Here is a 13,009-nt window from a genome sequence, read left to right as displayed (position 1 = left end):
GCGCGAGGTTCACAACAGGTCCTCGATCATGATCGGCAGTTTGCGCACCCGCCGCCCGGTGGCGTGGTGCACGGCATTGGCGATCGCGGCCGCCACACCCACCTGGCCGATCTCACCGACCCCCTTGACGCCCAGGGGGTTGACGATGTCGTCCTCGACCTCGACGAGTTCGATGTCGACGTCGGGAGCGTCCGCGTTGACGGGGACGAGGTACTCCCCGAGGCTCGTGCTGACCCAGCGCCCGGTGTCCGGCTGCATGTGGTTGGCCTCCAGGAGGGCCTGGCCGAGGCCCCAGAGCATGCCGCCCATCAGCTGGCTGCGGGCCGTCCTCGCATTGAGGACCCGGCCGGGCGCGAAGGCCCCGGTCATACGCCGCACCCGGACGAGGCCGAGCTCCGCGTCGACGGCGACCTCGGCGAACTGGGCGCCGAAGGTCATCATCGCGTAAGGGATGTCGTGGGGCGGGTTCCACTGCCCGACGGCCTCGGCGTCCGGCCTGAGGTTGCGGCGCAGCAGATCGCCGTACGACTCAAAGGCGGTGCCGGCGGTCATGATCCCGTCCTGGACGACCACGTCGACGAGGTCCGCGCCGTGCAGCGGCGAACCGGGATCGCCCACGGCGCTCATGATCAGCTGCCCGCGCAGTGCGGTGGCGGCACTGTGCACGGCCGCGCTGATCATCCCGGCGCCGGACGATCCCACCGCGGCGGCGATGCCGGGCAGGTCGGTGTCCCCGAACTCGAAGCGGCACCTGTCCGTGCGCATGCCGAGGCCGACCGCGGCGACCTGGGTCATGGCCGTGGCGACACCGGTGCCGAACTCGGGGGTCGCGGCCTGGACGACCGCCGTGCCGTCGGCGTAGACGCGGGCCCGGGCGCGCTGCGGGTTGGCCGGCGTGGCGACCGGGTAGACCGCGGTGGCCATGCCGGTGCCGAGCAGCCAGTTCCCTTCCCGGCGCACACGGGGCCGGGGATCGCGTCCGGACCAGCCGAAGCGCCGTGCCCCGCGCTCGTAGCACTCCCGCAGGCCGCTGCTGGACCAGGGCCGCCCCGACATCGCGTCGACGTCGGTGTGGTTGCGCAGGCGCAACTCGATGGGGTCGATGCCCAGTTCGTGGGCGAGTTCGTCCATGGAGCACTCCAGCGCGAACATGCCGCTCGCCTCTCCGGGTGCCCGCATGAAGGTGGGGGTCGCGGTGTTGGCGCGGAACAGCCGGTACTCGCCCTCGAACGCGGGACAGGCGTAGATCTGCGAGGAGGTGCCTACGGAGGGTTCGGCCCAGTCGTCGAAGGGGGAGGTCGGGGACAGCTTGTGGTGCCTGATCCCGGTCAGCCGGCCCTCACGGGTCGCACCGAGGGTGACGCGCTGCTCCTGCTCCTCGCGGTGGCCCACGGAGGTGAACATCTGCTCCCGGGTCAGGGCGAGTTTGACCGGCCGGCCGATCTCGCGGGCCGCCATCGCGGCGAGCGCCGCGTGGGCATGGATCATCGCCTTGCACCCGAAGCTGCCGCCGACGTAGTGGCTGATGACCCTGATCCTCGACATCGGCACGCCCAGCAGCCGGGCGACGGTCATCTGCGTGGCGTTGACCCCCTGTGTGGAGTCGAACAGCAGCAGTTCGTCGCCGTCCCACTGAGCCGTGGTGCAGGAAGGTTCGATCGGGTTGTGGTGGTTCGCGGCGTAGGTGTAGGTGCCGTCCAGCCGGACGTCCGCGTCCTGGAGGGCGGCCTCGACGTCCCCGCGCTCCAGGTGGCCCGGGACGAAACCGCCGAAGATCCGCTCGGGCACGTACGACCGGTCACGGCCCTGGTCGAGGGTGGTGACCGGCGGGGTCTCCTCGTAGGTGACACGGACCAGCCGCGCTCCGTGCTGGGCCCGTTCCCAGGTGTCGGCGAGGACGAGCGCGATCTGCTGGCCCGCGTAGTGCACGGTGTCGTCCTGCATCGGGAAGAAGGTCTGGGCGGGGGCGGCCGTCCCGGCGAGCGAGGGGATGAGCGGCGGCTGCTCCGCGATCCTCGGGAGCGTCCTGTGGGTGAGGACCGCGAGGACGCCCTCCTCGGCCAGCGCGGCGCTCGTGTCGATCTCCGTGACCCGCCCGGCGGCGACGCGGGAGCCGACCACGCAGGCGTACGCCATGTCCGGGAGGGGGATCTCGGTGGAGTAGCGCGCGGTTCCGCCGACCTTGGCCAGGCCGTCCACCCGGTCGAGCGGCTGTCCGAGGGCGGACGGGACGGTGGCGGTCATGAGGGGCTCCCGGTCCCGGGCCGGGCCGCCGGACCGGCTCCCGTTCCGTCGCTGAGCGTGTCGAGGGCGCGGACGATCGCGCGCTGGGCGAGTTCGACCTTGAAGGAGTTCATGGCGGTGGGCCTGGCGTCGGCCAGTTCCACGCGGCCGGCCAGGGCGAAGTTCTCCCGGTTCACGGCCGCGCCGATCAGGAAGTCCTCGGCGCGCCGGGCCCGCCAGGGCTTGGTGGCCACGCCGCCCAGCGCCATCCGCACGTCGGCGACGGTGCCGTCCACGACGGACAGCGCGGCCGCGACCGAGACCAGCGCGAACTCGTAGGACTCGCGGTCCCTGACCTTCAGGTAGAGGGAGTGCCGCGCCAGTGGTGCGGGGGGCACCTCGATGCCGGTGATCAGCTCACCGTGCTCCATGGGGTGCTCGTGGTGCGGGGAGTCGCCGGGGAGGAGGAAGAAGTCGTCGATCGCACAGGTCCGTTCGCCGTCCGGGCCCACCGTGTGCACGCGTGCGTCCAGCGCGACCAGGGCGACGGCCACGTCGGAGGGGTGGGTGGCGATGCAGTGTTCGCTGGTGCCGAGCACCGCGTGGCCGCGGCTGAAGCCCTCGACGGCCGGGCAACCGGTGCCGGGGTCACGCTTGTTGCACGGGGACTGCGCGTCGCGGAAGTAGGAACAGCGCACGCGTTGCAGCAGGTTGCCCCCCATGGAGGCCATGTTGCGCAGTTGCGCGGAGGCTCCCAGCTCCAGCGCCTGCGCGAGCAGCGGGAATCGTTCGCGTACGACGGGGGCCGCCGCGACCTCGCTCATCCGCGCCAGCGCGCCGATGCGCAGCCCGCCTCCCGGCGTGCCTTCGACGCGGGCCAGGGGCAGCCCGTTGATGTCGACGAGACGACGGGGGTTCAGCACGTTCTGCCGGAGCAGGTCCACCTCGGTGGTGCCCCCGGCGAGGAAGTCGCTGGTGGGGTCCGCGCTGACGGCGGCGACGGCGGTCGCCGCGTCGGTCGCGCGGAGGTAGGTGATGGGCCGCACGAGGGGCCTCCCGCGTCTTGCTCCGTGTCGGGTCCTACGTCTGGTCGCGGACGGAGCGGATCGCGGCCCGGATGTGCGGATAGGCGGCGCAGCGGCAGATGTTGCCGCTCATCCACTCCTTGATCTCGCTGTCGTCCCCGGCGTGTCCTTCCTCGATGAGCGCCACGGCGGACATGATCTGGCCGGGAGTGCAGTAGCCGCACTGGAACGCGTCCTGCTCGATGAACGCCTGCTGCATCGGGTGCGGCGCTCCCTGCGCGGCGAGTCCCTCGATGGTGGTGATCTCGTGGTCTTCGCAGGTCATCGCGAGCGTGAGGCAGGCCAGCACCCGCCGTCCGTCGACCCACACCGTGCAGGCTCCGCAGGTGCCCTGATCGCAGCCCTTCTTGGCGCCCGTGAGGTCGAGACGCTCCCGGAGCGCGTCCAGCAGGCTCACACGCGGCTCGATGTCCAGGGTGTGCGCGGTGCCGTTGATCGACAGTCGCACCCGGGCCGGACCGGGGCCGCGCTCCCCCCGTGCGGTGCCCGCAGCGGTCGCTGCCTGGCCGGGAGTGGACATGGCACACCTCCAGGGAATGCACCCTTCATTCTCTTACCGACACACAGGGGCCGCAAAAGGTGGGTCCCCGATCGGGACCGGCAGGTGCGTGTCCACGACCCCGAAGGGGACGGCCGGGAGCCGCCCCCTGGCGCGGGGACGCTACGACTTCACGAACTCCAGGATGTCGGGGTTGAGGACCTCCGGATGCGTCGTGAGCATGCCGTGCGGGTAGCCCTCGTACGACTTCAGGGTGCCGTGCGGCAGGAGTTCGGCCGAGAGCGGGCCCGCGTCCGCGTAGGGCACGACCTGGTCGTCGGTGCCGTGCATCACCAGCACCGGGACGTCGATCTTCTTCAGGTCCTCGGTGAAGTCGGTCTCGGAGAACGCCTTGATGCACTCGTAGTGGGCGTTGGCGGCGCCCATCATGCCCTGCCGCCACCAGTTGTGGACCATGCCCTCGTTCACCTCGGCGCCGTCCCGGTTGAACCCGTAGAACGGTCCCGACGGCACGTCGATGTAGAACTGGGAGCGGTTGGCCGCGAGGGCGGCACGGAACTCGTCGAAGACCTCCATCGGTGTACCGCCCGGGTTGGACTCGGACTTGAGCATCACCGGTGGGACGGCGCCGGCGAGTACCGCCTTGGCGACCCGGCCGGGCTTGGCGCGCGCGACGTAGTGCGCGACCTCACCGCCGCCGGTCGAGTGCCCGATGTGCACGGCGCCCTGGAGGTCGAGCGCGTCGGTCACCGCCGCGACGTCGGCGGCATAGGTGTCCATCTCGTGGCCGGTCGAGGACTGGCTGGACCGGCCGTGTCCCCGCCGGTCATGGGCGATCACGCGGTAGCCGTGGGAGAGGAAGAACAGCATCTGGTTGTCCCAGTCGTCCGCGCTGAGCGGCCAGCCGTGGTGGAAGACGATCGGCTGAGCGTCACGCGGACCCCAGTCCTTGTAGAAGATGGTCGTTCCGTCGGAGGTGGTGACCGTGCCCATTGCTGATCCTTCCGCTGGAAAGGAGTGGAGAGACAGAGGCTGAGGCGGCTGGGTCGCGCGACGGCCGCCGGCACACCGTGGCCGGAACCCAGCCATGGGGGAGCGCCGGACCCGCGGGCCGCGGCCGGACCCATAGAGCCACGTTACGCCCGCGTCCGGAATACCTCATTTTCTGGACTTTCCACGCGCCGGCGGCCTGTGCCGGCGCTCCGGACAGGGGCATTCGGGCTTCCGCCACCCCTGGCACGCAAGGGTGTTACCTGGAAGTATCCCGGCGGACGAGCAGGTGCTGGTCGCCGGTGACCTGAACGTCGACTCCCGCGACGCCGAGCACGCGTCGATGCTCTCGGACGCCGGGCTCGTGGACGGCACCGCGCGCACCGACCACCCGTACACCGATCTGTCCGACCACTACCCGGTGCTCGGGTACTGACGGAGGCGGGCCCCGGGTGAATGGGGCCCGCCTCGCCGCGCCTTCGGTCTACGGGTACGTGTAGGTGTTCAGGGTGTTCACGGCGGACATGGTGTCGCCGAGTTCGTAGCGGTCCACCGCGAGGAAGTTGGGCTTCTTGCGGGCGGCCGGCTCGCAGAAACGGCGGGCGCGGTCGGCGAGTTTGGTGTTGTCCGTGCGGACCGTGCCGGTGATCGGGACGTCACGGAAGTGGTTCATCACGAACAGCGGGCGGAAGCGGGATTCGGTACGGGTCAGCGGCAGGTCGGTGTGCGCGTCGTACCACCGGCTGTAGCAGGACCAGTCGGAGGAGCCGAGGCCGGAGCCCATGGACCAGTAGTTCTCGACGGTCCACTCGCGCTGGTACATCACGCCGAAGCTGTCCCGTGTCAGGCCCGCGGACTGGTCGGCGGAGCGGCTGCGGTCGGTGAAGATGAGCAGCCTGTCGTCGGCGGCGACCAGATCGGCGAGCCGGGGCCAGCCGTTGTCGCGGACCCCCGTCCGGTCGGGGCGGTAGAGGACGTCGTCCAGGCCGTTCACCCGGGCGAGTTCGGAGCGCAGGACGCCCGGGTCGACGTAGTCCTCCAGGAAGACCGTCACGAACTGGTCGGGGTGCGTGCGGAGGAAGTCCACGATGCGCTGGAGGTCGACCCACAGGGCGACCGGCCGGCTGACCAGGGTGCAGCTGTTGTGGCAGAGGATCGCGCCGTCGGGTGTCTGGTGGATGTCCAGCATGAAGCCACGGACACCGTCGGCGAGTTGCTGGGAGAGGCCGCGCGACTGGTTCGGGGCGAGGTTCACGAAGGGCGGGGCGAAGCCGCCGTCGACGCCGTTGGCGTAGGCGTTGTGCGAGGTGAGGAACGTGACCTGGTCCAGGGTGCGCCGGTCCTGGGGCGGCATGGGCGTGGTGGCCGGTGTGACGGGGGTGAGGTACCAGGAGGCGAGGGCGCCCGGGGCGCCGATCGCCAGCGGGGCGGGGTGGTTGGCGCCGGAGGGCTTGGGGGCGAGCGTGAGATGGCGGTCCGTGCCCGGCGCCTTGAGGGTGTACTGGTCGGCACCGGTGGGTGTGATCTCCCAGGCCGCGTCGGCGCTCGTACAGGCGACGGTGCGCGCCTGGTCGCCCGCGCGGCCGAGGCAACTGCCCGCGGCCTCGGTGTTCTCGAGGACGTGGGAGGCGCCGCTCGGGCGGAGGTTCCACTGCTGGCGGTCCTCGTTGCCCTTGGGTCTGTGCTGTTCGACGGCGCCCTGGCTGTCGGCCGCGTTGAGGCCGGTGATGGCGCTCTGCACGTAGTACGTGCCGGAGGCCGGGGCCGCCGCCGCGGCCCCGGCCGGGGGTGCGGGGGCCACGACCGCCGCGACCAGCGCGGCGGTCGTGGCGAGCAGGGCGTGGGGGGTGCGACGCATGACGTTGCCCTTCGTTTCGCGAAGCTGCGGTCAGCTATGGTCAGGTGCATGACACCATGCCTCGCGGGCCCGCGTCAGCAGTAGAGGTTGCCACCCGGTGAAACCCCGAGGATCTGGGTGAACCGCTGGTAGTTGTTCACCCGGCTCTGGACCTGGGCCGGGTTCTTGCCGTCGCACTCCAGGGAGCCGTTGATGCTGCGGATCGTCTGGCCGAAGCCGGCACCGTTGACCATGGCGTTGTGCGGGGTCATGGTGCCGGGGCCGGACTGGGTGTTCCAGTACCACAGGCCGGTCTTCCAGGCCACGGACGCGTTGTTCTGCACGAGCCAGGGGTTGTTGAGCAGGTCGATGCCGAGCGAGTCGCCCGCGGCCTTGTAGTTGAAGTTCCAGCTCAGCTGGATGGGACCGCGCCCGTAGTAGGCGGCCTGGCCGGCCGGGCAGCCGTACCACTGGCTCCGGTCGCAGTAGTGCGGGTAGTTGGCCTGGTTCTGCTCGACGACGTGGACGAGACCGCCGGTCTCGTGGCTCACATTGGCGAGGAAGGCCGCCGCCTCCTGCTTCTTCACGGTGTCACTGCCGGTGTTGGCGAAGCCGGGATACGCGCTGAGCGCGGCGGTGAGACCTCCGTAGGTGTAGAAGGAGTTCCGGCCCGGGAACATCTGGTTGAACTGCGCCTCACTGACCACGAATCCGGCGGCTGAAGCGGTGGGGGCCGGTTGGAGGGCCAGGGCCGCGCCCGCGAGTGCGAGCGAGCCCAGGAGTGCGGACATGCGGATACGACGCCTCGACACAGGTTCGGCTCCTTTGCGGAACACGGCCGCTCCCGGGAAGGAGACGTCGGGGGCGGCCGTGGTGGGGGGTTGGTCCGACACTCAACCGCGTTGGTCTGTACCAGTCAAGGGTGTAGACCAGTCAAACGGCGGACGAGGTTCCGGGAGTCACCCGGGCTCACGACGTACACGCGCACCCGCCCGGCCACGGGGTGACGGCCTGAGGTCCGCGGACGCTCTCCGCGCGCGACGTCGTCTTCGGCGCGCCGAACGTGCAGACCCGCGCGCCGGACTGGCTCACCGGGAACGTCACCCTGATCGGCGGCGCCGATCCGCTGACGGTCGCCGGCAGCCGGCTGTTCAGCGGGCGCGGCCGGCCGTGCCCCCCGGACACGGCGGCCCCGGAATCGACATCCCGCGCCACCGCGGCGGAAGATCTTTGCCATGACCACCACACCGCACCCGCTCGTCACCAGCGCCCGGCAGCTGGCGGACAATCTGCTCGCCCCGCAGGCCGAGACGGTGGACCGGACCGAGGTACCCGCGGGGCACATCGAGGCCGTCAAGCGGTCGGGGCTGCTGGGGCTCGGTGCGCCCAGGGAGTACGGCGGATCGGCCGCGCCCGCCGCGGTGGCCCGGGAGACGGCGGAGATCCTGTCGGGGGCCTGCTGCTCGACCTGGTTCGTCCAGACGCAGCACCACACGCCGGTCGCGACGCTGGTGGCGTGCGCGGCGCCGGTGCGGGAGCGGCTGCTGGGCCCGCTGGCCCGGGGTGAGCTGCTGTCCGGCGTCGCCTACGCGCATCTGCGGGCCTACCCGAGAACGCCGGTGCGGGTAGAGCGGGAGCGGGGAGGGTGGCGCTTCGAGGGGACCGTCCCCTGGTACACGGGCTGGGGCCTCAACGACGTGATGCTGCTCGCCGGGATCACCGGCGGCGGTGAGGCGCTGTTCGCGTTCACGGAGGCGCGGGAGCAGCCGGGGCTGCGTGCCTCGCCGCCGATGCGGCTCGCGGCGCTCACCGCCGCGCGCACCGTGTCGCTGGAGCTGGACGGGTTGTGGCTGCCCGAGGAGGCGGTCGCGGCGCGGACTCCGTACGAGCGGTGGGCCGCCGGGGACCGCCCGAAGACGCTGGCCGCCTCCCCCGCGGTCTTCGGTGTCACCGAGGCCGCCCTCGGCCTGCTGGACGACGACGTCGCGGGCCCGCTGCGCACCCGTCTGGCCGAGATCCGCGGCCGCGCCTACGCGCTGGCCGACGAGGCGGCGCCGCACGAGCACCTGGAGGAGCGGCTGGCGCTCAGGCTGCGGTCGTACGAGCTGCTGCGCGCGGCGACCACGGCGGCCGTGGTGTCCGGCGGCGGCCGGTCGATGGCACTGACCAGCAAGGCCCAGCGGCTCGCCCGCGAGGCCCTGTTCCTGCTGGTCCAGGGCCAGACCGCCACGTCCCGCCGCGCGCACCTGGACGCCCTGGCCTCATGAGGCCGACGGCAGCCGCGGCGGCGGCATCACGGGTCACGGCGGGCAGGGACACCCGGTGAGGCCACCGGGTCTCCTCGCGGGACGGGCATCGCGTTCAGCCCGCCGCCGCCAGCAGCGGGGTGCGGCCCAGGGCGGCCGAGAACTGGTCGACCACCTGGCCGAGTGCCTCCGCGGCGGCCGGCGCGACGGCGAGCGTGCCGTCGTCGTGCACGGTGAGGTCCTTGTCCAGGGTGAACCAGCCCTGCACGATGTGGGCCGCCCCCATCGAGGACAGCACGGGACGCAGTGCGTAGTCGATGGCGAGGACGTGGGCGGCGGTGCCGCCGGTGGCGAGCGGCAGCACCGTCTTGCCGGTCAGGGCGTACTGCGGCAGCAGGTCGAGGAGCGCCTTGAGGACGCCCGAGTACGACGCCTTGTAGACAGGCGTGCCGATGACGACCCCCTCGGCGCGGGCGAACAGTTCGGTGGCGCGCACGATCGCCGGGTTCCGTACGTCGGCGCCGAACAGGGCCTCGGCCGGGACGGTGCGGATGTCGAGCGGGACGACGTCGTGGCCCTGCGCGGCCAATCGCTGGTCGAGTCGGCGCAGCAGCCGGTCGGTTCGGGAGGAGGCGGAGGGACTGCCGGAGACGGACAGAACGGTGGCCATGGTCTCACTTTCCGGGCGGGTCGGAGGGGTCCGGAGGTGGGGCGGACGCGGACGACCACCGGGTGGGCTCGGGCAGTTCGCCCAGCGGCGACCATCGCCCCGCCTCCCGGCGGGAGTCGTGCTGCGAGCGGAGGCCGGCCGGCGGGCCGCCGAGTCCGGCGCGGACTCCGCGGGCGGCGTTCGCGAGGAGCGCGGACAGCCCGAGTCGCGGACGGCCGCGCGATGACGCCGGTCACCGAGGCGGGCGGAGCGCGTGCGCCGGGCGGACGAAGGCCCGGAGGTACGGGCGGGGCCCAACTGCCGGACGGCGGCCGCGGAGTGGCGCGATCGCGGCTGTGATCAGGCGGCGGCGCGACAGGAGGCGCTGGAGACACGCGCGAGGTCGACATGGCGTCGCCGCGTGAGGTCCAGTCGCATCATCATGCCGTCGATCGTGGCAGCCGCCGTTCGGAACCGTCAAGGAGTACCCGACCGGTCTCGTATCGCGGACCGGCGAACTGCGGGCGACCCGCGCTTCGCACACCCCGCCGACCGTGCCGGGACGGGCGTGCCGATCGCCGCGGAGGGTCCCGGGGTGTCCGCGCCGCCGGACTTCGGCGTCATCGACGGCTCCCTGGAACCGCGGCGGCGCGGGTACGGGGCCGTGCCGCGGGTGGCCCGGGCCCTGCACGAGGTGTGCGTCCGTGGAGCCCGGGAGCCTCCGGGGGCCCGGCCGCCTGCCGTCAGTCCTCGTCGCGGGCGGGGACCACCACGAGGAACGCGTCCTGCCGCAGGTCCATCACGACCGTCGCCGGCTCTCCCTCGGCGCGCAGGGCGGCGGCGTACTCCTCCGCCGGCCACGAACCGCGCGGAGCACCGGCGGGAAATCGCTCCATCACCTTCGCACCCATAGCCGCGGACACCTCCCACGTCCTCCGCCGAAGTCCCGGCGGACACGGGCAACTCCCGTACGGTCCGCCTGCCCTCGATCCTCGCGGTCATGTATGCCGGCCATGTCGGCGGGACCGCGCGCGACCACCCGCCCCGTTCGGCGGGCCTCCAGGAAGCGGGCCGCGAGGGCGAGTTCGGGCCGTGGACGGGCGGCGCGGGCCTGGCGCGGAGGGGCGGCCCGGCGTCGTCGCGGCCGCGCTCCGGACCGCGCGGACACCGGCGCGGGGGGAGATGCCCTTGAGGTCGACGCTCCCGGCCCCGGAGAGCCGCCGGGAACGGGTCCGTGCTCACGATCGGTTCCCCTCGGGATGATCAGAACAGTGACCTCTACACATAAAGGAGAAATAAGAGCAGAATGGACATAACGCGGCGCTTACCGCACCAGACGTGGTCTGGCCAGCGAAGCCAGAAGGAGACGAGTCATGGCCAACGTCCAACCGACCAGAGGTGACATAACCAGCCACCCCGATGCCTTCGAGATGCGGGAGCGCTACGCCCGCATGCTCGGCGGCCGCGATGTGGCACTCGTGGACGGACCGGTGTTCCTGCTCGGTCTGTACTGTGCCGTATCCCCCTGGGTGGTCCACTACGCCACCGGCCAGCCCGCACTCGCGACCCACAACCTGATCATCGGGGTCGCGATCGCCCTGCTGGCACTCGGGTTCACCCGCGCACCCGAACGCATGTACGGCCTCAGCTGGGCCATGTGCGCGCTGGGCGTGTGGATGATCATCTCGCCGTGGATCGTCGGCAGAGGCCCGGACGCGGGGCCCATCTGGAACAACATCATCATCGGCGCCCTGGCTCTGATCCTGGGCCTGGTGTGCGCCGGTACGGCAGCGAAGAGCGTCCCCAAGCCGTAGGTGTCCCCGACAGGAAGGGAGTCCATGGACAGCAGCGAGGCCGGCCCGCCATGCCTGGCGGACCGGCCGTTGCGCCGCCTCAGGGGCCGGGCACCAGCCAGGGCTCCTCGGGCAGCGGACTGCCGGTCTCCAGCAGCGACTTGAGGTTGGAGAGCACCGCCGCCCAGCCGGACGCCACGTCGGCGCGCTCCCCCTCGTCGGCGAGGTCCTCGTGGGTGACGGTGAGACGGACGATGTCGCCGTGCGGCCGGATGTCGAAGGTGACACGGGAGTGCCTGGCGGCGTCCCCCTCGTCCTCGGGCGCGGCCCAGGTGGTGACCAGCCGGGTCGGACGCTCACTCTCCGCGACGGTCCCGACCACGTCGGCCACGCCGGAGCCGTCGGTGCGCACATGCGCCCAGCGTGACCCCGGCTTCCAGTCGGAGACGTTGCTGTGCCCCCAGTAGGCGGCGGTGAGGTCGGCGTCGGTCAGCGCGTCCCAGACCTTCTCCGGGGTGCTCGCGATGTAGGTGACGTAGACGAAATCGGGCTTGTCGTTCATGGTTTCCTCGGCTTGTCGCTTCACGGCGGCGAGCACGCGCAGCCGCGGGCGCTCGAACTTGTCGATCCACCGCTCCTGGATCTCATGGAGCGGCACCGGATTGAGGTAGTGCAACTTGGTCCGGCCCCGTCGCACCGTGCTGACCAGACGGGCGTCCTCCAGGACGGCCAGATGCTGGGTCACCGACTGGCGGGTCATCTCGATGCGCTCGCACAGCTCGCCGAGCGTCTGACCGTTCTCCTCGCGCAGCCGGTCCAGCAGGCGTATGCGGGTCTCGTCGGCCAGGGCCTTGAAGACCTTGTCCATCCGGAAGTCGTCGTCCTCTGATCGCACACTCCAAGTTATGCAGGCAATTGCCTGCATGTCAATCCCGGGCCACCCCGGGAGGCCGTCGCTCCGAGACCGGGTGTGGACTGGACACGCCGATGTCACCGACGGAAGAGACGGAAGAGGAGACCGAACGCATGGTGAGCGAAGCCGAACTGCCGTATCTGCGCCGCTGTGTCGAGCTGGCCGCCGAGGCGCTGGAGGCCGGGGACGAGCCGTTCGGCTCGGTGCTGGTGGGCGCGGACGGCGCGGTGCTCGCGGAGGACCACAACCGCGTGGCCTCGGGCGACCGCACCCGGCATCCGGAGTTCGAGCTGGCCCGCTGGGCGGCGGAGCACCTGTCCCCGCGGCAGCGGGCGGCGGCGACGGTGTACACGTCCGGCGAACACTGCCCGATGTGCGCCGCCGCGCACGCCTGGGTGGGCCTCGGCCGCATCGTCTACGTGGCGTCGTCCGAGCAGCTGGCCGCATGGCTGGCGGAGCTGGGGGTACCGGCGCCTCCCGTCCGGACGCTGCCGGTGAACGAGGTGGCGCCCGGCGTGACCGTGGAGGGGCCGGTCCCCGAGCTCACCGCCGAGATCCGGGAGCTGCACCGCCGCTCCCACCGCGCACGCGGCTGAGCAACCAGGTGATGCAGGACGTCGGGGTCCGTACACCGCTCCCACCGCATACGCGGCCGAGCAACCAGGTGATGCAGGGCGCTGGGGTCCGTACACCGCTCCCACCGCATACGCGGCCGAGCAACCAGGTGATGCAGGGCGCTGGGGTCCGTACACCGCTCCCACCGCATACGCGGCC

At 71.8% G+C, this 13,009-nt stretch carries 13 protein-coding genes and 2 pseudogenes; 5 read left to right on the top strand and 10 right to left on the bottom strand.

Annotated features, from left to right (window positions below):
- Positions 1-9: 9 nt before the first annotated feature.
- The 4 genes from ACWCPM_RS25050 to ACWCPM_RS25035 form a co-directional block, all read right to left on the bottom strand.
- On the bottom strand, positions 10-2,244 hold the full coding sequence (locus ACWCPM_RS25050) for a xanthine dehydrogenase family protein molybdopterin-binding subunit (protein WP_450978497.1): 2,235 nt from the start codon (positions 2,242-2,244) through the stop codon (positions 10-12).
- Entirely contained in the window at positions 2,241-3,269 is a 1,029-nt protein-coding gene (locus tag ACWCPM_RS25045; protein ID WP_450978496.1) for an FAD binding domain-containing protein, read from the bottom strand. The genes ACWCPM_RS25050 and ACWCPM_RS25045 overlap by 4 nt, the downstream gene beginning before the upstream one ends.
- Positions 3,270-3,303: 34 nt before the next feature.
- A complete protein-coding gene (locus ACWCPM_RS25040; protein WP_450978495.1) occupies positions 3,304-3,828 on the bottom strand; it encodes a (2Fe-2S)-binding protein in 525 nt (174 codons plus the stop codon).
- A 141-nt stretch (positions 3,829-3,969) separates the two neighbouring features.
- Positions 3,970-4,800 (bottom strand): alpha/beta fold hydrolase, encoded by an 831-nt coding sequence (locus ACWCPM_RS25035; RefSeq protein ID WP_450978494.1) that lies wholly within the window; start codon positions 4,798-4,800, stop codon positions 3,970-3,972.
- A gap of 268 nt (positions 4,801-5,068) precedes the next feature.
- Here ACWCPM_RS25035 and ACWCPM_RS25030 point away from each other — a divergent pair.
- Positions 5,069-5,197: pseudogene (locus ACWCPM_RS25030) on the top strand (sphingomyelin phosphodiesterase); the annotation flags it as partial.
- Between the two features lie 84 nt (positions 5,198-5,281).
- On the opposite strand, the gene ACWCPM_RS25025 reads toward ACWCPM_RS25030, so the two are convergent.
- Positions 5,282-6,655 (bottom strand): phospholipase, encoded by a 1,374-nt coding sequence (locus tag ACWCPM_RS25025; RefSeq protein WP_450978493.1) that lies wholly within the window; start codon positions 6,653-6,655, stop codon positions 5,282-5,284.
- Between the two features lie 74 nt (positions 6,656-6,729).
- Positions 6,730-7,425 (bottom strand): chitinase, encoded by a 696-nt coding sequence (locus ACWCPM_RS25020; RefSeq protein ID WP_450978492.1) that lies wholly within the window; start codon positions 7,423-7,425, stop codon positions 6,730-6,732.
- Positions 7,426-7,667: 242 nt separating this feature from the next.
- Between ACWCPM_RS25020 and ACWCPM_RS25015 the strand changes: the two are divergent.
- Positions 7,668-7,787, top strand: a pseudogene (locus ACWCPM_RS25015) (urea ABC transporter permease subunit UrtB); the annotation flags it as partial.
- A gap of 82 nt (positions 7,788-7,869) precedes the next feature.
- Entirely contained in the window at positions 7,870-8,901 is a 1,032-nt protein-coding gene (locus ACWCPM_RS25010) for an acyl-CoA dehydrogenase family protein (RefSeq protein WP_450978491.1), read from the top strand.
- A 94-nt stretch (positions 8,902-8,995) separates the two neighbouring features.
- On the opposite strand, the gene ssuE is transcribed toward ACWCPM_RS25010, so the two are convergent.
- The 3 genes from ssuE to ACWCPM_RS24995 all read right to left on the bottom strand — a co-directional run bounded on the left by ssuE (position 8,996) and on the right by ACWCPM_RS24995 (position 10,440).
- Positions 8,996-9,550, bottom strand: coding sequence for an NADPH-dependent FMN reductase (ssuE, locus tag ACWCPM_RS25005; protein WP_450978490.1), 555 nt, complete (start codon positions 9,548-9,550; stop codon positions 8,996-8,998).
- Positions 9,551-9,889: 339 nt separating this feature from the next.
- Positions 9,890-9,967, bottom strand: a complete 78-nt coding sequence (locus ACWCPM_RS25000) for a putative leader peptide (protein WP_351405193.1) — start codon at positions 9,965-9,967, stop codon at positions 9,890-9,892.
- 305 nt (positions 9,968-10,272) lie between these two features.
- Positions 10,273-10,440 carry a hypothetical protein gene (locus ACWCPM_RS24995; protein WP_399900578.1) on the bottom strand — a complete coding sequence of 56 codons (168 nt, stop codon included), beginning with the start codon at positions 10,438-10,440 and terminating at the stop codon, positions 10,273-10,275.
- Positions 10,441-10,902: 462 nt separating this feature from the next.
- Here ACWCPM_RS24995 and ACWCPM_RS24990 point away from each other — a divergent pair, with 462 nt between their 5' ends.
- The gene (locus ACWCPM_RS24990) at positions 10,903-11,343 is read left to right on the top strand and encodes an SPW repeat protein (protein ID WP_450978489.1); all 441 of its coding nucleotides are present in this window, start codon (positions 10,903-10,905) and stop codon (positions 11,341-11,343) included.
- Between the two features lie 79 nt (positions 11,344-11,422).
- Here ACWCPM_RS24990 and ACWCPM_RS24985 read toward each other — a convergent pair whose 3' ends face one another.
- Positions 11,423-12,190 carry an ArsR/SmtB family transcription factor gene (locus ACWCPM_RS24985; protein WP_450978548.1) on the bottom strand — a complete coding sequence of 256 codons (768 nt, stop codon included), beginning with the start codon at positions 12,188-12,190 and terminating at the stop codon, positions 11,423-11,425.
- 158 nt (positions 12,191-12,348) lie between these two features.
- Between ACWCPM_RS24985 and ACWCPM_RS24980 the strand changes: the two genes are divergently transcribed.
- Entirely contained in the window at positions 12,349-12,831 is a 483-nt protein-coding gene (locus ACWCPM_RS24980) for a nucleoside deaminase (RefSeq protein WP_450978488.1), read from the top strand.
- The last annotated feature ends 178 nt before the right edge of the window (positions 12,832-13,009 follow it).

Source organism: Streptomyces sp. NPDC002309 (assembly GCF_053593375.1).
The sequence above is the reverse complement of the archived record's forward strand: the minus strand, read 5'-3'. Positions and strand labels throughout refer to the sequence as shown.